Origin of the sequence: Flavobacterium sp. LC2016-01, assembly GCF_009711135.1 — a bacterium.
Classification (GTDB): domain Bacteria; phylum Bacteroidota; class Bacteroidia; order Flavobacteriales; family Flavobacteriaceae; genus Flavobacterium.
In genome coordinates this window covers 74,635-95,680 of record NZ_WMIC01000007.1, presented here as the reverse complement: position 1 = coordinate 95,680, position 21,046 = coordinate 74,635, and the positions used below count along the sequence as shown (strand labels likewise).

Annotated in this window: 16 protein-coding genes; 5 read left to right on the top strand and 11 right to left on the bottom strand. The window is 33.1% G+C overall.

Annotated elements, in window-relative coordinates; all coding sequences use genetic code 11:
- Both GKZ88_RS15325 and GKZ88_RS15320 read right to left on the bottom strand, forming a co-directional pair.
- The gene (locus GKZ88_RS15325) at positions 1 to 1,002 is read right to left on the bottom strand and encodes an NAD-dependent epimerase/dehydratase family protein (protein WP_155103230.1); all 1,002 of its coding nucleotides are present in this window, start codon (positions 1,000 to 1,002) and stop codon (positions 1 to 3) included.
- A gap of 156 nt (positions 1,003 to 1,158) precedes the next feature.
- The gene (locus GKZ88_RS15320) at positions 1,159 to 2,412 is read right to left on the bottom strand and encodes a tRNA modification GTPase (protein ID WP_155103229.1); all 1,254 of its coding nucleotides are present in this window, start codon (positions 2,410 to 2,412) and stop codon (positions 1,159 to 1,161) included.
- Positions 2,413 to 2,605: 193 nt separating this feature from the next.
- Here GKZ88_RS15320 and tyrS point away from each other — a divergent pair, with 193 nt between their 5' ends.
- Positions 2,606 to 3,901, top strand: coding sequence for a tyrosine--tRNA ligase (gene tyrS / locus GKZ88_RS15315; protein WP_155103228.1), 1,296 nt, complete (start codon positions 2,606 to 2,608; stop codon positions 3,899 to 3,901).
- A 194-nt stretch (positions 3,902 to 4,095) separates the two neighbouring features.
- The gene (locus tag GKZ88_RS15310; RefSeq protein ID WP_155103227.1) at positions 4,096 to 4,443 is read left to right on the top strand and encodes a hypothetical protein; all 348 of its coding nucleotides are present in this window, start codon (positions 4,096 to 4,098) and stop codon (positions 4,441 to 4,443) included.
- 48 nt (positions 4,444 to 4,491) lie between these two features.
- Here the strand turns inward: GKZ88_RS15310 and GKZ88_RS15305 are convergent, their stop codons facing one another.
- The 4 genes from GKZ88_RS15305 to GKZ88_RS15290 all read right to left on the bottom strand — a co-directional run bounded on the left by GKZ88_RS15305 (position 4,492) and on the right by GKZ88_RS15290 (position 10,299).
- Positions 4,492 to 5,472 (bottom strand): acyl transferase, encoded by a 981-nt coding sequence (locus GKZ88_RS15305; RefSeq protein ID WP_155103403.1) that lies wholly within the window; start codon positions 5,470 to 5,472, stop codon positions 4,492 to 4,494.
- A gap of 165 nt (positions 5,473 to 5,637) precedes the next feature.
- Positions 5,638 to 5,976, bottom strand: a complete 339-nt coding sequence (locus GKZ88_RS15300) for a T9SS type A sorting domain-containing protein (RefSeq protein ID WP_155103226.1) — start codon at positions 5,974 to 5,976, stop codon at positions 5,638 to 5,640.
- Between the two features lie 109 nt (positions 5,977 to 6,085).
- Entirely contained in the window at positions 6,086 to 7,282 is a 1,197-nt protein-coding gene (locus GKZ88_RS15295; protein WP_155103225.1) for a hypothetical protein, read from the bottom strand.
- A gap of 200 nt (positions 7,283 to 7,482) precedes the next feature.
- On the bottom strand, positions 7,483 to 10,299 hold the full coding sequence (locus GKZ88_RS15290; RefSeq protein WP_155103224.1) for a TonB-dependent receptor: 2,817 nt from the start codon (positions 10,297 to 10,299) through the stop codon (positions 7,483 to 7,485).
- A 233-nt stretch (positions 10,300 to 10,532) separates the two neighbouring features.
- On the opposite strand from GKZ88_RS15290, the gene GKZ88_RS15285 reads away from it, so the two are divergent.
- The 3 genes from GKZ88_RS15285 to GKZ88_RS15275 all read left to right on the top strand — a co-directional run bounded on the left by GKZ88_RS15285 (position 10,533) and on the right by GKZ88_RS15275 (position 13,971).
- The gene (locus GKZ88_RS15285) at positions 10,533 to 11,216 is read left to right on the top strand and encodes a response regulator transcription factor (protein WP_155103223.1); all 684 of its coding nucleotides are present in this window, start codon (positions 10,533 to 10,535) and stop codon (positions 11,214 to 11,216) included.
- Between the two features lie 211 nt (positions 11,217 to 11,427).
- Positions 11,428 to 12,498 carry an ATP-binding protein gene (locus tag GKZ88_RS15280; protein ID WP_155103222.1) on the top strand — a complete coding sequence of 357 codons (1,071 nt, stop codon included), beginning with the start codon at positions 11,428 to 11,430 and terminating at the stop codon, positions 12,496 to 12,498.
- 174 nt (positions 12,499 to 12,672) lie between these two features.
- Positions 12,673 to 13,971, top strand: coding sequence for a porin (locus GKZ88_RS15275; RefSeq protein ID WP_155103221.1), 1,299 nt, complete (start codon positions 12,673 to 12,675; stop codon positions 13,969 to 13,971).
- Positions 13,972 to 13,973: 2 nt separating this feature from the next.
- On the opposite strand, the gene GKZ88_RS15270 is transcribed toward GKZ88_RS15275, so the two are convergent.
- The 5 genes from GKZ88_RS15270 to GKZ88_RS15250 form a co-directional block, all read right to left on the bottom strand.
- Positions 13,974 to 15,044, bottom strand: a complete 1,071-nt coding sequence (locus GKZ88_RS15270) for a glycosyltransferase (RefSeq protein ID WP_155103220.1) — start codon at positions 15,042 to 15,044, stop codon at positions 13,974 to 13,976.
- A 219-nt stretch (positions 15,045 to 15,263) separates the two neighbouring features.
- A complete protein-coding gene (locus tag GKZ88_RS15265) occupies positions 15,264 to 15,887 on the bottom strand; it encodes a hypothetical protein (protein WP_155103219.1) in 624 nt (207 codons plus the stop codon).
- Positions 15,888 to 15,963: 76 nt separating this feature from the next.
- Positions 15,964 to 19,395: a hypothetical protein gene (locus GKZ88_RS15260; protein WP_155103218.1), complete on the bottom strand. Its 3,432-nt coding sequence runs from the start codon at positions 19,393 to 19,395 to the stop codon at positions 15,964 to 15,966.
- A gap of 118 nt (positions 19,396 to 19,513) precedes the next feature.
- Positions 19,514 to 20,302, bottom strand: coding sequence for a hypothetical protein (locus tag GKZ88_RS15255; RefSeq protein ID WP_155103217.1), 789 nt, complete (start codon positions 20,300 to 20,302; stop codon positions 19,514 to 19,516).
- A 428-nt stretch (positions 20,303 to 20,730) separates the two neighbouring features.
- Complete coding sequence (locus GKZ88_RS15250; RefSeq protein WP_155103216.1) at positions 20,731 to 20,958, bottom strand: DUF5808 domain-containing protein; 228 nt, start codon at positions 20,956 to 20,958, stop codon at positions 20,731 to 20,733.
- Positions 20,959 to 21,046 lie beyond the last annotated feature (88 nt).

Genomic DNA, 21,046 nt, shown 5'->3' with positions numbered 1-21,046 from the left:
TTATAGTTTTGAAATATTTATAATGTACTCATGTACATCCTGAAAAACCGTTCCTAGAGCGGTTTTTATTTTTTCATTAGAATAAAGATCTTTCGAATACGATGATTTTGCAGTTGCTTTTGTCAGGCGTCTTTTTTGAAAGAATAAAGTTGAAAAAACAGCATCTGTCATCCAAAGAACATTCATTAAAAACGGTTTTGCGTGAATGCGTGGTTTTTTTACTTTTAAAACCGTTGCAATCGTATCAAGAATGTCTTTAAAAACTACATTTTCTGCAATTAAGGTAAAACGCTCATTTTTGATGTCGCTTTTCATTAACTGAGAAGCTGTTTTTACAACATCGTCAACGGAAATAAAACCTGTGCTTCCGAGTGTGTAAAAGGGAAGTCCGTTTGCGACTTTTACGTATAATTCGGCACTTCCTTGTTGTGTGTTTTTTGTTTTCGGAATCGGTCCTAAAATCACTCCCGGATTTACAATTATAATATCCAGACCTTCTTGAACGGCACGCCAAACTTCCATTTCGGCGCCATATTTAGAAATGGCATAATCACTATGTGGTTTTTCAGGATTCCAGTCGGTTTCTTCAGTGATGAAGGTTTCATGTGGTGCTAAATCTCCTAATGCAGCAATAGAACTTATAAAACAGAATTTTTTTATTCCGCGCGCTATTGAAAAATTGACCATATTGGCTGTTCCTTCAATATTGGTTTTTCGCAGTGCGTCTTCATCTTTTGGATCAAAAGAAATTAATGCGGCGCAATGATAAACGTAATCAATATTATTGAAAGCAATTTCGAGAGAAGGAACATCTAAAATATCGGCTTCAAGCCATTCTATTTTATCAAACAAATCACCTTTTTTATAAAGTTCAAAAACCGATTTTGTTTTTTGAATGTTGTTTTGACTGCGGTAAATTGCCCGTACATTTTCTCCATTTTCAATTAAATGAAGTAATAAATGCGAGCCTACTAAACCTGTTCCTCCAGTTACTAATACCATTTTGTAAATATAAGTTTTTGCTTGGAAGATGCAAAGAGACAAAGGCTCAAAGTTGCAGCGGTTTTTTGATTTTGTTTGAATTTCAAACGCAAAAAAAAATGCTGCCAAAATATTAGTTTAAATATTCTGACAGCATTTGTGATATAATAAAATAGTTTAGAAAATGGTATAAGCTAAAACAAAATCTACTGAACTATAATTTGTAGAGTAATTCAAGTAATCACGCATTAGCTGCTTTTTTGTGTTTAATCGCAGTTCGCCGCTAAATTTGTTTTTAAAATTATAACCTAGTCCAAAGGCGAAATTTGCTCCAGTATTGCTTTTAAATTCGGTAACTGTATTAGTAGCTACGTCTGTGTATGTTATGCTTGCCTTAGAACCCAAGTCGATAACATATGCTGCATTAATGAAAAGTTTCGAGTTTTCATTTAAAAACATATAATGTCTGATTCCTAGTGGTACTTGAATAGTATTATAATTCGCACTTGCTTTGTATTCTTTATCAGGAATCGATACAAATCCTGTTGGCACCAGGTATATTTTTTCGTTTTCATATTTTTGGTAAGATGGATTCGTGAAAACGCTCCATTTGTTTTTATTGTAAGGCAAAACATATTCTGCCTCAAAACCAATTTTGAAAATAACCTTACTGTCAAAATCAACATTAAAGTTTGAATTACCAGTGTTGTTAGCAGATAAAGAAACAAAACTTACTGCGGGAGCTATTTTTATATGAAAAGCTCCTTTTGTTGTGTTTTCTTCTGCTTTTGGAGCCGCATTTGGATTGACAGCATTGTTGTATTTGTTGAAATACTTAACAAGATCAGCTTTTTTATAAGTAAGTCTTGCAATATCATTTTCGGTTATATTGTCCGATTTTACATTTTTAAAAAGCTGCGTTTTATACTCATTGCTTTCAATAACTTTTTCAGCTCCCTCGTTGTTGTCAGATTCAATATATTTTACATTAATAAGCTGTTCTGTCGGAATCGTTTTTGTTTCATAGAAGTAGCGAGTGATGCTTTCGTCGCTGAAACTATATAAAGTTGCATCGCCTTTTACAAGGACTTTTAGAAAGATAACTTCTTCACTCCAGATAGGCTCTTTGTTTGTAAGCATTTTTTTTAGTTCATTACTTGAGCGATCGATTTTGATTTTAAATTTTTTATACGTGCTTTCATTAGTAATTCCAAATTCCTGAATATTAGCAATATTTTCAGTTTTAAATTCTTTTTCGCTAGGATCTGTTTTGTATTTAAAGTCTTTAGGAGTGTTTTTCCAGTCTAGATTTTTGATAAAACATTCTGTTCGCTGGCCATCGTTTGAAATAAAGTAGCCTTTTTCAAAAGAAATTTGTGCATTGATAAAAGAGCAGTAAAGTAAGAGAGTAAATAGTAATATTTTTTTCATTGTTATATTTTTGATGTCGGCGAAACTAGAAAAAAAAGAATGGTCATTTTTACGGGTTTCCTCATTTTTAGTTTTTTTTTGATCAAAAGTTTTAAAACTTCAAGTTTTTCTTCGCTTTTATTATATCTGATTTAGTATTGCTTTTTGATATTGCCATTGCCATTGATTATATTTGCGCAAAATATTATTAAAAATGAAGAATCTAGTTGAAGAATTAAAGTGGCGCGGTTTGTACCATGATAGCATGCCAGGAACGGAAGAACAATTGCTAAAAGAGGTGACATCGGCTTATATTGGTTTTGATCCAACGGCAGATTCACTGCATATCGGCAGTATGGTTCAGATTATTTTATTGGTTCATTTAAAGAATTTTGGTCATCAGCCAATTGCTCTTGTGGGCGGCGCGACTGGAATGATTGGTGATCCTTCTGGAAAATCTGACGAAAGAAATCTGTTGAACGAAGAAACTTTAGCTAAAAATGTTGCCGGAATTAAAAGCGTTCTGTCTCGTTTCTTAGACTTTAATTCAAAAGAAGCAAATTCTCCAATTATGGTAAACAACTATGACTGGATGAAAGAGTTTTCGTTTATTGATTTTGCACGTGAAGTTGGAAAACGTATCACGGTAAATTATATGATGGCGAAAGACTCTGTGAAGAAAAGATTGAGTGGAGAAGGTGAAGGAATGTCTTTTACGGAATTCACTTATCAATTAATTCAGGGATACGATTTTTATCATTTATATAAAAATAACAACTGCCTTTTACAAATGGGAGGTTCTGACCAATGGGGAAATATTACCACTGGTACGGAATTAGTACGCAGAATGGGTGGCGAAAATGCAAAAGCTTTTGCTTTGACTACGCCATTGATCACAAAAGCAGACGGATCTAAATTTGGAAAATCTGAAGGCGGAAATGTTTGGTTGGATGCTGATAAAACTTCTGTTTATGCATTTTACCAATTCTGGTTGAAAGTAACTGACATTGATGCGAAAAAATATATCAAAATCTTTACTTTTTTAGATAAAGATGTAATTGATGCTCTGATTGAAGAACATGAGGTAGCGCCGCATTTGTGGATTTTGCAGAAAAAATTAGCAGAAGAAATCACGACTTTTGTACACGGAAAAGAAGCTTTAGAGAAAGCAATTCAGGCTTCGAATATTTTGTTTGGAAGTTCTACAGCAGAAGATTTGAAACAATTAGACGAAGCAACTTTTTTAGAAGTTTTTGACGGAGTTCCGCAGGCAGAAATTGCAAAAGCTGATTTAGAAAACGGATTGGATATTATTTCAGTTTTAAACGAAAAAACAGGTTTCTTTAAATCAAACGGAGAGGCGAGAAGAGCTTTAACGGCAAATTCAATTTCGGTAAACAGAGAAAAAATTAAAGAAGATTTTGTTTTAACAGCGAATGATTTAATCAACAATCAGTTTGTTTTGTTACAAAGCGGAAAGAAAAACTATTTTGTGATTAGAACTGTTTAAGTGTTTAATCGGTTAATTGTTTAATCGAGTTTGAAGCCGATTAAACGATTTCAACAAATCAAGGATTAAACCGTAATATATTATCAAAACGTCCCAATAGCATGAAAGTGTTGTTGGGATTTTTTTATTTTGAATGAAAATAAAATCGAATGTTTTTTTTAGTAAGTTTATTCCCTAACTAAAACAACAAACCTATGATTGGAATTTTATTTATTTATTGGATTTGGAAAGCATTTGCCAATTTGGCTGAAGAATATGGCAAGAACAAGTGGCTCTATTTTTTTATAGGAATTGTAGCTTATTACGGAGGAACAATTGTTTCTGGATTTGGTCTTGGTCTTTGCTTAGCCTTTCTTGGTGATGCAAGTGCTGTAAGTGAAGATTCTATAAATCCAGGATGGAATTTGTTTTTTATACTTTGCGGCGGTTTAGCTTGTTATGGAATTTATAAGCTTTTAGAATATAAAGGTGAAAGAGAATTACTAAAAGAAGATAGTATAGATGATATTGGAATTAACAATGAAAATCAAGGCGATTTATAGTTTGTTTTTTTTCGGTTAAACGAATTAACAAATCAACGATTAAACATTTTACAAAACCATCAGGTTACAGCCTCTGATATCAGAATTATCAAAACGTCCCAAAACTTCAAAAGAGTTGTTGGGATTTTTTTTGCCTAAATCCTGCGTTGCAATAAAAGAACAAGAATTAATATTGGCCAAATCTATAACATTGATGCCTCCGGTTTTTCCGTCGTTTACATATGTAAGCGCATCTTCTGGATCGCGCACTAAAATATTCATCCATGAAGGACATTCAAAAACACCGTCTCCCAGTGAATAGGCTTGTGCCAAAAGTTCAGTCATTCCGTATTCTGAATGAATTGATGTAACGCCAAAACCTTTGCACAGCAATTCATGAAGCTCTTCGCGAATCATTTCTTTTCGTTTTCCTTTCATGCCTCCAGTTTCCATTATTATGGTATTTTGAAGCTGAAATTGATGTTTTTCAATCAGATCTAATAAAGCATAAGTAACGCCAATTAAAATTACATTCTGACCAGATTCATCAAGTTCAGTAAGTTTCTTAATTAAGTCGTCATGATTGTGTAAATAAAACCCGCTTTCAGGCTGATTCGAGAGCTTTATCAGATCGTCGACCATATAAATTAGTGAAGAGCCGTCGCGTTCTAAATAAGACGGCAAAAGGGCTAAAACAACGTAATCTTCGATATTGCCATAAAATTGAGAAAATCCCTGACGATAGCTTTCTTCATAAAGGGAAACATCAGTAACTAAATGTCGGCTGGTAACCATTCCGGTTGTACCGCTGCTGGTAAAAGTTACCTGAGGAAAATCAGTGGTAGAAACTACTTCGTGAGATTTGAAAAATTGAATAGGCAAAAACGGAATTTGTTTCAGTGATTTTACCTGCTGTGGATTCACTTTTAAAAAATCACAAAAATCACGATACACTTTATTGTTTTCGTGCTGAAAACGAAACACTTTTAAAGCTATTTTTTCAAACTGTTTCTGACTCGAAATGCTAAATATATCGCTGGCTGTGATCAAAACTTTTTTTTGCAAAGATATTGTTTTTAGTTTTCAGTCGCAGTTTTCAGTGACAGTTTTCAGTTGCAGTTTTCAATCACGGTTTCCGGCAAAGTATATAAACTGAAAACCGTGACTGCGACTGAAAACTAAAAAAGCTCCTAAGAAGGAGCTTTTTTCTATATTTTACCGAATAATAAGCTTTCGGGTTGCTGATGCATTTTCTTCACTTATCTTGATGATATAAACGCCGGGAGCTAAATCAGAAACATTCAGTTCTTTTGAAGTGATATGTGTTTGGAGTACTTTTTTTCCCAGAAGATCAAAAACGATAATTTCTTTCTCTAAATCATTTTTAGATGAGATGTATACTTTTCCGCCAGTGACTGGATTAGGGTACAAGCTTAGACCCTCGATAGAAGTAGACTCTTGAGGTTTTGGTAATTGTTTACTGTCTTGTGCTGAAACACTTACAGTAAAGAAAAAAGCCAATAAGAATGTAATATAAAAGTAGTTTTTTGCCATCGCATAAATTTGATTAGTGTAAATATACAAAAAAAATTACAAAAATTACGCCAAAAAAAAACATCCTAAATATTTAGGATGTTTTTAACATTTTATAAGTGTATTCTTATTATTTGATCAAGTTTACACCGTCAACTGTAGCCCAAGCTCCAGCAGTTAATGAAGCTCCAGTTGCAGTAGTACTTGGAGTGAAAGTTCCAGTAGGGAAAGCAACAACAATAGCGTCAGTAGCTCCGATTGGCGTTACATTTGTTGTGTTAGTGATTTTTACATTTAAAAGTTTGATTTTAGATGTTTTCACTTGGTGATCGTTTGTTGCAGCATCTAAGATACTAACAGCGCTACCTTTGTAAGTAGTAATAGTTCCAGTTGTAGTTGTAAAGTTACCGTAACCATCGATTACGATGTTGCTGTATTCTCCGTTACCTTCTCTTTTGAATTGGAAAGCATCAACTTGATTATCTCCAACTTCAGGAACGTTACCAGCTTCTCTTTTTAAAGTAATGTTAGAAACTTTTGGTCCGAATGAGTTATCATTTAAAGACGCTTCAATTTCCATTCCGTAGTTACCTTTTCCAGTTTGGTAAGCATACCAGTTTGTATTGATAGTACCTTGCCATCCATCTTGCCAGTCAAAAGCATCATCATAGTTTCCGTAAGAAATAGCATTTGTCATACTTACAGTTCCTCCGAAGAATTCGAATCCGTCATCAGCACCTTTGTAAGATACTAAGTGATCTAAAACTGTTCCTGAACCTACTGAATAGAAAGTAAAACCATTGTTTTCTTTTTCTCCGTCAGCTAATTTAGAACCAGCATATTCTACTCTTGTGTATACTAATGAACCACTATTATCAGTAGCATTAGCTCCACCGTAAGAAATTTTGTTACCATCTTCAGATGTACCAGTAGTTCCTCCACCAGCTACTTTTGCAGGAGCATCACCGTAAACAATGATACCACCCCAAGAACCTGGAAGTTTAGATTTTTCTGTAAATACAACTGGTTTGTCAGCAGTACCTTGAGTGATTAATTTTCCACCTTTTAAAACAACTAATGCGTTGTCTCCAGTAGCTTTATCAATAGTAATTGTTGATCCTGCTTCAAAAGTTACAGTTACACCAGAATTAATTTTTACAATTCCTTTTAATGTGTAGTTACCATAAGCATACGTTTTGTTTGCTGTGATTGAACCTGTGATTTCGCCTGTTGCAGGTGTAGGTGCAGGAGTTGGGTCATCGCTGCTAGAGCAAGAATTTAAGAATAAACCTGTAGCAAGAGCTAAAGCAAAAAGTTTAGTTTTCATAATTTGTGTGTTGTATTATTCGTTTTTATTTTTGTCAAAATTAGAATGTAAATCCTTTTCAGGTGTTATCTCAATATTACATTACGGTTATCAAAAACCAACTAAAATGTCAAGAAAATGTTAAGAGGTTTTAAAATAGCTTTTAAATAAAAAAGCCCCAGATATATCTGGGGCTTTCATGGTATAATGATTAAATGCTATTAAAAAGTGTATCCTAATTTTAGAGAGAAACCAACTCCTTTTTTATAGCTTTGAGCTAATAGAGATTCTTCTGCAACTTTTATAGTTCCGTCGTTTCCGAATTCTAATTTTCTTGCAGGGTTTAATAAGTTTTCAGCTGTAAACTTCACATCAAAGTGCTCTGAAATTTTGCTAGACCAAACAAGATCCAATTGCGATACTGGCAATTCATAAGTATGATCCTGACCGTTTGTTCCTACTGCATAAATTCTTTTTCCGAATACGCCATAAACAAGAGACATAGTGTTTGTCCAGTCTTTTCCTAAATTGAATTCATATTTCAAATCTGAGTTTAGCAACCAGTTTGATGCACCTTGTAAATCTCTTGATCCTTTATGTGTTTCAATTGATGGGTTAATTGTAACAATTCCATCCTCATCTGCTGAAGCATAAGTTGGACTTACATTAACTTTAGTAGACATCAATGTACCGTTTAAACCAAATGAGAACGCTTTAAGATTATCACTGATTCTGTCTAATCCGAAAAGGAATTCAGCTTCAACTCCGTATAAGGTTGCGTTGTCAGAGTTTAAGAATGTTGTAACAGTTCCTGTTGTAGCATTCGAAACAAAAGTTCTTTCAATTGGGTTGTCAAGATATTTTCCAAATACACCTACAGCAAGCATTTCTTTTGCAGAAGGGAATAATTCATATTTTAAATCAACGTTGTAATTGTCGCTGTTTTTTAATAAAGAGTTTCCTTGTACTGAAGTTCCATCAGCATTTTGGTATGAGATAGGGAACGATTCCATAATAACTGGTTTTGTGTAAGTTTTACTTGCAGCAAAACGCAGGTTAGATTTTTCATTCATCAAATATTTTACGTTCAATGAAGGTAAAACATAGAAGTTGTCATATGTACTTACTTTAAAAGGAGCGTCAAAACTTCCTAATCCTCTGTACTTAGTTTCTTTAGTTGTGCTTTCAACTCTCACACCTGCATTAAGTTCATACTTTTCTCCAAATTTCAAAAGCAAATTAGTGTAACCTGCATTTGACGTTTCTGTAAGTTTTACTTTCCAAGTTGAATTTGAGTTTTCTTCAAAAGAAGTACCATTACTAGCCTGAAGGTCACTTATGATATGATCATTGATATTGTTTATGCTAGATGAAAATAAACCACCTCGGCTTGAAACAAATCGGTAAGAAGATTCCATACCTGAAGTATTACCGTTGTAACCAACTGTTAATTTGTTTTGTTTTCCGTCTTTTCCAAATTTAAGGTTGTACTCAGCCATTGCTGACAAGAACGAATTTCCATCTACCGTTAAATATTGACGTAAGAAGTTGTTACCTCCATATGAAGTGTTAATTTCATCATCGCCTGTTTTTTGTCCAGTAAAGAACTTTCTGTCTGGTTGCTCAAATTTAGTATCAGCATAAGAAACACCAGCTTTTAAAGTTTGGTTTTTATCTTCAGTTAGATTGTATTCTCCTAATAATTGAAGATTCAAATAATCACTTTTGTCTAATTGGTTCGTACGGATAAGTGTATTTTGAATAGCAGTTCCATTTGATTGACCAAATTGATCTTTGATTGAGTTCAAAGTAGTTTTAATATATAATGTATTAAATGCTAATTTGAATTTGTTTGTATTATAATTTAATCCTAATAATGTTGAAGTACTAGTTTTAAAACGGTAATCAGTTACAACAAAATTGTTCACGTATTTTGAACCTGTTGTTTGTAAATCTAAAGTTCTGTCAACACCTTCTCTAATTGCATAGTTATTATCATAGTTGATCGATAATAAATAAGAAAAAGAACGTTCGTTGCTTAAATCAAATTTTTCAGCATGCAATAAGTTCAAGCTTGAGTTTAATGGGCTTTTGCCTTCGTTTACGCTAAAACCTTTGTTGCCGCTAACAGAGCTTAAAGCCTGTTCGTTTGTAAAAGGTGTTTTTGAAGCAGTTGAAGGTAAGAAACTTGGTAATTCTCTGTCTTTTCCGTTGAATCCAAAAAATCCAGCAGCGGTTGCAGCATCTTCAGAAAGTAAAAAATCTTTAAAGCTGTTTCCAGTTGTATAACCAAAACCAATATTTATTTTAGTTACACTTTTTGTTGGTTTTGAAGTTTGAATATTGAAAGTTCCTCCAGCAAAATCTCCGTAGATATTTGGGTTGAAAGTTTTGTAAACATCAATAACACCTACAATGTTTGTTGGGAACAAATCCAACGGAACAATTTTAGAAAATGGATTGTTTGAAGGAGCAGCAAGTTCGTTAATCAATAAGTTATTGTAACGATCTTCAAGACCACGAACAAATAAACCTCTTGATCCTACTTTTGAGATTCCGGTGATTTTTGTTAAACCTTCAGCAACATCACTTACACCTTTTCTAGACATTTCCTGTGCACCAATACTTTGTTTGATTACAACAGCATTTTTTTGGTCTAATAATAAGGCGGTTTCTTTTTCTTTGTTTGCTGTCGATTTTACAACAACATCTTTAAGAGTATAGCTTCCTGATGATAATACTTGGTTAACAGTAATTGTTTCGCCTGCTTTAACAGTTACTGGTTTTTCTACAGATTCATATCCTACGAAACTAAAAATAATAGTATAAGTTCCTGGATTTATACTTAACGTATATTTTCCGTCAATGTCAGTGTTGGCACTAATGTTTGTTCCTTTTATTAAAACATTTGCAAAAGGAAGTACTTCATTATTAGTTTCTTTGTCGGTTAATACACCAGAAATCGTACCTTTGTTTTGCGCGATCGAAATCGAACAGATAAATAATGTGATTAATAGAAATTTTAAATTGAATTTCATTTCAGTGTTGTGTTTAATTTATTTTTGTGCAAAGAAAGAACGGCATTGTAAAGTTCATGTTAGGCACTTGTTATGTTTTTGTGTTGCTAAGATTATCAAATTGTTACCAGATTAAATTACCGTTAACCGTAATTTTTAACGGTTATTTTGTTACTATCTTTACGCTGTGAAATAAAAAACATCGAATATATATTACAGAGAATTTGATGTAAAAATCTCAATTTTTGCTATTTATGAAAAAAACACAAACCAAGATTTTATTAGTTGACGATGAACCAGATATCTTAGAAATCGTTGGCTATAACCTTGCGCAGGAAGGCTACCAGATTGTAACAGCTTCGAACGGAAAAGAAGCTATAGCAAAGGCTCAGAAAGAATTGCCGGAACTAATCATTATGGACGTAATGATGGCCGAAATGGACGGGATGGAAGCTTGTGAACACATCAGAAAAATTCCAGAATTAAATAATGTTATCATAACATTCTTAACCGCAAGAAGCGAGGATTATTCGCAAGTAGCTGGTTTTGACGCAGGTGCTGATGACTATATTACAAAACCAATAAAACCAAAATTATTGGTAAGCAAAGTAAAGGCGCTGTTAAGAAGATTAAAAGAACAAGAAGTCGTTACTGATACAATAAATGTTGGCGGAATTGAGATTAACCGCGAAGAATACAAAATCATAAAAGGAAACGTTGAAATCGCTTTACCAAGAAAAGAATTCGAATTGTTTTACTTATTAGCTTCAAAACCAGGAAAAGTTTTTAAAAGAGATGAAATTCTGGACAAAGTTTGGGGAAATGAAGTTGTAGTTGGAGGAAGAACAATTGACGTTCACATCAGAAAACTTAGAGAAAAAATTGGCGAAGACCTTTTTAAAACCATAAAAGGTGTTGGTTATAAATTTGAAGTTTAATCTTTTTAAGATACTAAGGTTCTAAGATGCTAAGATTCTAAGGCTTGGCAAAAATCGAATCTCAGTTTAGATTTAAACTGATTCAAATTATTAAAACATTCACTAAATTTAAACCATATAAGAAATTGAAGTTTATCAGAACTCCAGTTTCTTATATGGTTTTTGAGTTAAACTTAATTTTACTTAATCTCTTAATGGTTCAATACTTTTAATGAAAATCAATTTTAAAAAAACATACAAATTTGCGATTAAGTCGGCTTTATATATAAGTCTGTTTGCAACAGGATTTGTCTTGATGCTGATGTCTTTATTTTATAAAAATCAATTGAATCATCAAATTGCTTTTGGAATAATATTTATAATTTCAATTTATATTTTCTCTTTTTTGGTGCTTCAATATCGTGTTGAAAGATTTATATACAGAAGGGTAAAAAAGATTTACGATGAGGTTTCGCTTTTAGAATCGACACCGCTTATAAATCAGCCCATCACAACCGATATGGAAACGCTTTCGCGAGAAGTGAAAAAGTTTGCAACCGATAAAAAGCTTGAAATCGAAATGCTCGAAATTCGTGAACAATATAGAAGAGAGTTTCTTGGAAATGTTTCGCACGAACTTAAAACGCCATTGTTTACCGTTCAAGGTTATGTTTCGACTTTGTTGGATGGTGCAATGGATGACAAGAATATCAGAAAAAAATATTTAAAACGTGCCGAGAAAGGTGTGGAGCGTCTTATTTATATTGTGGAAGATTTAGATATGATTACCAAATTAGAATCGGGTGATTTAGATTTAAATATGACTGATTTTGATATTGTTGAATTGATTCAGAATGTGTTTGATTTATTGGAGATGAAGGCCGATAAAAAGAAAATCAAACTGGCTTTTGAAAGCAAAAATGTTCAGTCGGTAATTATTCGCGGTGATCAGGACAGAATTCAGCAAGTGCTGGAAAACCTGATTGTCAATTCTATTAAATACGGAAAAGAAGGCGGTTTGACTGAAGTTGGTGTTGTAAATCTTACCAAGAAAAAAGTTTTAATCCGAATTAGTGATAATGGTGAAGGTGTTGAGAAACAAAATATTTCGAGACTTTTTGAGCGTTTTTACCGAGTGGACAAAAGCGGAACACGTTCTGAAGGAGGTTCTGGTTTAGGATTAGCAATTGTAAAACATATTATTGAGGCTCATAAAGAGAAAGTTTATGTAGAAAGTGAATTCGGAATTGGTTCTGAATTCTCTTTTACACTCGAAAAAGCCAATAAAACACTAAAAACTTAGGTTAAATAATTGTAACAGCAGTTTTTTCAGAAGCTGTAAAATTAAAGGTTTAACAATAAATCAACATTTGACTTCGCGTCATAACATTAAATTTTTATTATAGTAACATCTTGTTAATGATTTCTTAACATAGGTGATACATCTTTGCATCTTGAAATTAAGGGCAATAGAAAAATGATAAAAAAAATAATCACTGCAGTTTTATTACTGCTTATTTGCGGAGCCGCTAATGCGCAGGAATTAAATAAACAGGATGTAAAAAACGAAGTAATGCGTATTTTAGATTCTATCAATAAAGCAAAACTTCCGGACACTAAATCTGGAGGAGGAGTTGAAGAACATTGGTACGATAAAATCTCTTTAAGAGGTTATGCCCAGATAAGATATAATGGTTTGTTCTCAACAAATGATAAAGTTTCGTGCGATCAATGTGACAGATCTTGGGGAACAACTTCAACAGCTCCAGATGCAAAAGCAAACAACGGACTTTTTATTCGTCGTGCACGTTTAGTGTTTTCTGGTCAGGTTCATCCAAATGTATTTTTCTATTTCCAGCCTGATTTTGCCAGTTCACCAGTTACTGGAATCCAAAATTTTGTTCAAATTCGTGATTTATATTTTGATCTTTCTTTTGATAAGAAAAGAGAATATCGCGTTCGTGTAGGACAAAGTAAAATTCCGTATGGATTCATTAACATGCAGTCGAGTTCACAGCGTTTAACATTAGATCGTGCCGATGCTATAAACAGTTCAATAGCAAATGAACGCGATTTAGGAATGATTTTTTATTGGGCACCTGCCGAAATCAGAGAGCGTTTTGCAATGTTAGTAAGAGATGGTTATAAAGGTTCAGGTGATTTTGGTGTGTTTGCATTTGGAGTTTATAATGGACAGATCGCTAATAAAATAGATGCAAACAGAGATTTGAATGTAGTGGCCAGAGTATCTTATCCTTTTGTAATTGGCAGCCAGATTATTGAACCCGGAATTCAAGCCTATGATGGGAAGTGGGCTTTTACAGACGAAATTTCAACCGGTGTTATTGTTAATGATCCTAAATATGTGAAAGATGAAAGAGTAGGGGCGACTTTTGTTTTGTATCCAAAACCTTTCGGAATCCAAACCGAATACAATATTGGTAAAGGACCTCGTTATAATCCAGCAACAAATACTGTTGACGAAAAGAGTTTGAATGGAGGTTATGTTTTACTTAATTATAAATGGGATTTCAAGAAACAGCATATTTATCCTTTTGCTCAATTTCAATATTATGACGGAGGCAAGAAATATGAAAAGGATTCCAGAAGTTATGTCGTAAGAGATTATCAATTTGGTATCGAATGGCAGCCAATCAAAGCATTCGAATTAACAGCCGAATATGTTATCGCTGACAGAACTTTTGAAGACAGCGCCCGCCCTGTTAATAGACAAGAGGGGAATCTATTGCGTTTGCAAGCACAGTTCAACTTCTAGAATTATTCCTCAAAAACAGAAAATAAAGCATCCCAGTCAATATCATTTTTAAATTGGGACAATCCTTTAAACGACTTTACTTTTGAAAGATCTTCAATGGTAAAGTCGTTTTGCATTGCATACGGTACCAAGTTTTCTTCCTGAAGTTTTATCGCCAGATATTCTTGTTCATATTGCCCTGGAGTTGGAATAAAAAAGGCTTTTTTGCCCAATTTTGCCAAATCCATAACAGTCGTATATCCTGAACGGCAAAGAACAAAATCACTTTCGTTAAAAGTTTGTTCCAGCTGTTTTGAATTCATGAAATTGTAATATGTAACATTTCCAGCCTGCCATTTGCTTTGCACTTTTTCTACAAGGCCTTGTATAAATACCACTTTTCCTTTAAAATTAGCGGCCTCTTTTTGAAGTTTTTCATCCAAATAGGTTCGCTGAGGTTCAGGTCCAGACAAAATAATCATTAAATCATATTGTTTTGGCGTTTCTTTTTGACGCATTCTGCTCAACGGCCCAATATATTTTAGATTAAGGTGATTGGTTTTTAAATGACCTAATTCGCCCGTAAGATTAGTTTCTCCATTTGTATCAGGAACCCAGCATTCTGTATATTTTTTGATAATGTGTTGATGACATTTACTGGTAAACCAAGTAGTGTTTCCTGTCATAACATTCAATTGATGTGTCATAAAAACAGATGGAATTTTTCTGCTAAAAACACCTAAACGATTGTCAGAAATGATACCATCAATTCCGTGTTTTTTAATCCAGCCGTTCACTATTTTTTTCTCGTCTAAAATAGCTGTAATCATTTTAGGAAGATTCTTAATCAGCTTCCATTTAAAATTTTTGCCATTTTTTGCATATTCAATATGATAAGAAGGCAATTCTAAAGTTTGTATGTACGGAAATTCTTTTCGCAATAAGGCAAGTGCAACTCCATCAGAAGCAATAATCGGAATGAAATTATTCTCTTGAAGCGCTTTGATAATCGGGATACATCTTGTGGCGTGGCCTAATCCCCAGTTTAATGGAGCAACTAAAATTGTTTTGTTCGCAGAATAGTCAATGCTCATAGTTTAACACTTTTTGAAAACGAAGATAAAGAAATATGTTTCTGATGATATTTCGGACATATTACTAAATTATTAACTCTATATTTTATTTAAGTTGCTAAGATACTGAGGCACTAAGGTTCTAAGATTTTCTTGCTTAGTAAATAAAAAAGCCGAACATAAGTTCGGCTTCAAAGTCTCATATTGAACCTTAGCACCTTAGTCCCTCAGCACCTTTGCTTACTCTTGAATATAAGTTTTATTTCCATTTTTGTTAATGTAGTATTTACCGCCTCTTGGACCTGTATATACTTTTTTTCCATTGTATTCTCCCGTAACTTTATCCGGAACAGCTGGGGCTTTTTCGTTTGTTTCTTTTAAAGTTTTTGTGGCGGTTTTTTTAGCTGCTGTAGCATCTTTTTTAGCTGCTTTTGATGCTGCGTCGGCGCGGGCTGCTGATTTTTTTACATCAGTTGTGGTGCTTTCTGCTTTTTTATCGGCACTTTTTTTAGCTTTGTCTGCGCTGCTTTTGGCTTTATCGGCGCTGCTTTTTGCTTTTGTAGCTTCTTTTTCTGCTGATTTTTTAGCTGCGCTTGAAGTTTCTTTTTTTGCTTTTGCGGCTTCTTTATCTGCTGTACTTTTTGCACTTGCTGTTTCTTTTTTAGCTTTTGTCGATGCTTTGGTAGCTTCATCCGCCGACTTTGTAGCTTTGGCTGATTCTTTTTTTGCATCCGCTGCCGCTTTATCTGCTTTTTTCTTTTTAGCAGTTGCTTCGCTTTTGGCTTTGGTGGCTGTTGTAGTTTCCTGAGCATAGAAATTTCCAGATAAAACAACTAGAAAACAAATTAAAAATAATTTTTTCATGAGGTTACAAGTTTAAAATTCAAATTAAAATTAATCAATTTATTTTTATTTAAACGTAGGTTTTTTCCTTATATTATTAAAAGTAAGCGCGAAGTTGTACATTTCCAGTATGAACCGTTGCTCCAGTCTCACTTTTACGGCCTTGATAGTTTAAATTAACATCTAAAAATGACGTTATATTTTTTTGAAGCAGCAATTTCCAAACTAAATTTTGTCCAGCCTGAAGACCTTCCAGCATTTGATATCCTACTGATGAAAATTCATTTCCGGTAAATTTATTTTCGTAAAAAGAAAATTCACCATTCAGTGTTACTTTTTTCTCACCAGCAAATGAGAATGAAGTTCCCAGTCTGTTTTGAACTAAAGTTTCTAAATTGCCAATCTGATTTTCTTTATTCTGAAATTCATAAAAGACATCTAAACTCGTATTTTTCGAAAATAAATAACTGATTTTTGGCGCAAGCTGATAACCTCTCAAATCATAATTTTTCTCTATAAAATCTTCTGAAACTAAATTCGTTTTTATTGTTTTGGTGAAAAAATTAAAGAGCCACGTTTTTTGAACCAAATGCATATACTGCAATTGATGCGAATTATTCGTAACATTTTGTGATCCTACAGACAGCAGATTTTTACCTTTATTGACCAAATAAGAATAAGTAACAGAATGTTTCTGTTTGCCTCGGTTAAAATACAAACTGTTTCTTAAGCTTGAATTTAATCCCAATATATTTTCTTCTGAAGAATCAAACGGATTTAGCTCCAAACGTTCACCTTTACTTTTTACTTTTCGATCCATAATAAAGGAAGTTTGATTATAGAAATAAGAAGCAAATTTCTTCAAACCTTTTTCATTTTGCCATTGCATTGGATTCAAAATCAGCGACTGCGAAAATTTATTTTGATTGGTTTTAATGTAAACTTGATTGGGCAAAAAGATTCTGATAAAGCGCGCCTGATCTGGAAACTGCGCAATTTCAAATTCTTCCAGTTCTTTAATTCCGTTGCCGTTGTAATCGTTCCAAGTATAAACACCTTGGCCAGTTGGGACTTCAATATACGTGAATTCTTGCTGTGCAATAGTTCCTGAACTGGTTTCGTAAGTAGTTCCAATTTGCATTAATTGAGTAAAGAAACGGTCATTATATAAAATTCTTGAATTCAATGAAGGTTCATTGCTTCGATTTGGATCTGTAAAATTTAAATTTCGATAACTCGCATAAACCGCCAGATTTGTTTTTTTATTCTGAATCAATTTTGATCTCAAATAATAAGTCTGCGAATTGTTGACATGCTTCAATAATCCGTTTTGCAAACTGTCATTTTTGCGTTGCAGAAAACCGATTTCTACAAAAACTTTGGTACTGTCGCCACGCCCAACAAAACCTCCAAATTCTGAAAATCTTTGGCTCAAGGCCGAAAACTGATTCGTAACTTTATCTTTTTCCTGATTGTCCTCAAGCTGCATACTGGCGCCAATCCAGTTTTTTCCAAAATGATATTTGGTTCGGGTCTGATTTCGAATAAATTTTGAAACCGAAGTTGTGGCATCAGAATTCAAAAAACTTCCCTGATTTTCAAAAGTCCATTTCTTTATTTTAAAAAAAGCCGTAGTGGTGTGGCGCGTTCCTGCATAACTTTCGCTGAAATCTAATTTCTCAAATTGATACGTCAATAATCCAACATTCGACGTTTTCTTCTTCGCAAATAAATCAAAATTAAAACCAGTCGCCAGCAGACTCTGATTCCCCAAAAGAGTCGTGTTTAAATTCCAGTCACGACTAAATTCAATATTATACAAACGCTCAACCGACTTAAAATTTTCCTCCACAAATTGATAATTTGCAAAAGCATCTAACGTCCAGCTTTTAGTAAAAAGACGTTTTTTGATATTGGTCTTAAAAGCAATTCCTTCGTTGTTTGCATCATCAATACTCGAAAATAAATTTTTGTCGTTGTTGCTTACAGCGAGTTCAAAATCGGCTAACGTTTTTTCATTTGGATTATATTTCCCTAAAAAGGTCGCAACCTGTAGTTTTATTGGCGGAACCAATTGCACAACGGGTTCGTAATTTCCTTGAAGAATTCCGTTTACAGGAGGAGCATATTCGTAAATTCTTTCAACCGAATTATTGTTTTGAATAATATAATTTCCAGCGTTATTGCCAACAAGACTGAATTTGACATTGTACAAAACATCAGCAGAATTGTTCGAATATTCATAAACTTCAACCGAATTGATGAGCATTTTTTTATATAAAATTTTATTGTCCGAATAGGTATCTTCAAATGCTGATGGTGCTTTCATCAAATCTGGATTATCGCCGGCCTGACCTAAAATTTGAACCTGATCTTTTGAAAGATTTTGCTGCAAAGGCTGATTTTTTAAATCGCTTTCAGAATAAACATAACCGCCAAAACTCCAATTTTTTGTTTCATGCGAACCGCCGGCATACGTTACAAGTCTGTTGTAATTTCGTTCAGAATATTGGTATTCAATGTTAATACGCATTTCAGAAGTAATGGTAAAAAGCGACGTAAAAACAATTTCACCTGCATTATAATCGATCACATAATCATTATTTTCACCACGTTTCAGCAAAACGCCATTTACATAAACACGTTCTGAACCAGAAATAACTAAAACGTACAATTCGCCATTTTGACCTTTTAATTTATACGGACCTTGATTTCCTTCCTGCCCTGTAAAAGTACTTTTGGCATATTGGCCTTTTACAAAAGCAACTGAAGCAAAGACATTGGTTTTGCTTTTTCCGGTATCAAAATCAAAACTTGCAGAAAGTCCCTGAACTTTTTTGTTGAAATTTAGAAATTGCGTTTTGTGATTTTCCAGAAAAACATCGCCTGCGCGAATGTTCCAATCGTCGCTGAAAAGTTCCATGAAAATATTATCAAACTGATCCAGCTTTTGTGAATAACCGCCATCTTGAAGCGGAATATTATTGTCCTGAAGCGAGGCCCGCAAACTGACTTTGTCTGAGATTTTTCCTGCAATCTGTAAATCTAGATTAGAGTTTAAAACCGTATTTTGATTGTTCCCAACGGTAACGCCACGCGTAATACTTCCAGAAGTATTTAAACCATCAAAGGGGACAACTTTTTTAGTATTGGCGTTGTCAATTTTATACAGTTTTTCAGAACCGGCTTCGTTGCTGACCACTTGATCTGCTTTGTAAAGACTATATTCTTTGGTTATAAAATCTGGATATTTTAAATAATTGACAATTAAAGTATCTGAAAGTGAAGTGAATTTTTCATTTAAAAGAAGTGTTCCTTTTTGAAAATCTATTTTATAAAAAGAAGAATCGATAACTTCATTTTTGGTATTCAGAAGCTGAAAATAACTCGGATTTATGCTGACTTTTTCAAGATGAATGGTATCGCGCGCTGCAATTACTTTTTTTGTTTTGTACGATGATTCTGTTTCCTGAGCCTGAAGCGCAGAAAACCAGATAAAAACCGTTAAAAAAAGTAATTTTTTCAACATAAATACTTTAACTCTAAAAAGCCAAAAGTAGTATTTATAATTGGGAAATGTTTGGTTGGTTATTTTGTTTATAATGAGTTATTGATGAGTTCTGAGCGAATCACAACTGCTTTTGCATTTATACATTTTTAAGACTTTGGGTTTCCTCTATTTTGAGTCTTGTTTCATTTATAAAGTCATTTGCATTATCAATATAGAACAATACCTTTTTTGAGTTTTTTGTTATTCCAAAAGGGAGTTTGAAATTTTGATCGTTTTTTAATTCTAATGAAATATTGTGTGGTTCCAGTTTACCTAATAATGCATATTTTACAAGTTCAGGACTTTTTTCATAATCGCCTTCGAATTTATTGATTGATGAAATCGAATGCATAGGAATTTCTGTGCTTTCAAAAAGACCATACCGAAGGACAATTTTTTGAGACAATACAAGATGAGTTCTGAAAAAAATAGCTTTTAGATGACCAATTAAATTGATTAACAAATAAACATGAAGTACTAGTAATAAAATAGCTAAAGTTTTATTTCGGGAAATTAAGAGTGCGTGAAAACCAAACGCCTCAAAAACAGAAACAAGCATCAAACCAAAATAAAGACCGCTGACACCGCTATTGTAATATCCTGAAAAGTCGTTTTCGGTTTTTTTATCACCTTGCCATTTTATAAAACAATAATAGAATGAGCAAATTTCAAAGGCAATCATCTTTCCTAATTTTTCAAAACGTACCGACTTTTTTAAAGAGTTTGTAATAATTGAATGTGCATCTTGCTCAATGTTTTCTTTTTGCTTTGCTGTTTTTTTGAAATTTTTTAAAAACAAAAATGCTTTCCAAGTCAGGAATAGCAAGAAAGCGATGTTTAAATAGATTTTCAACAGAAACAATTTTTCGAAAAAATTATTTTCCATTGAAAATAGGTAAGGCGTTATTTTAAATACCGAATAAAAAACGAACCAAAAAGTAAGTTCTGTTTGTTTTTTTCTCGTTAGCAAATAGTAGAAAAAGGGAATAACCAGTAAAAAGACCGTAGTTAAAAGTGATATGAATTGATGGTTGTCTTTTACAAAATTACTAAGGGCAAACAATGCAATAAGAATTTCTGTAAGCGTAAAAATAATAAGTAATTTATATTTTTTGAACATAAGTTTTTCTAAAATTAATGCTGCATAGCGATTAACTATTTTCCATTGTAATTTAGTAAAAAGGGCTCTCATTGAATGAAAAAAAAGTAATTTTTTCATCATAAATGTCTTAAACTCTAAAATTCAAAAAGTAGTATTTATAATTGTGAAATGCTGCTGAAGATATTTTAGTTTTTATGATTAGGAAATAGCTTCTAATGCATATGTCTTCCTACAACAGTAAGAATTACTATTAGAATAATGATTGCAAAAACAGAATTAGGATTAGCAAAATTAGTAGTATAACCAAACTCTTTTATTCGCTTGGGAGGAAAAAGTCTTTTATCTTTTGGGTTGTAATAGAAAAGTCCCCAAATCCAGTTGTCGGGGTTGTTTATCCATTTATTTTTTTCTTCTTCGCTTGGCTCGCTGTCGTTTTCCATTAATTCGGCAATTTCTAATATTATTTGATTTTTCTTTAAGCATTATAAAATTAGTTAAATATTTTAATCTTAGGAATAATCTTATTTT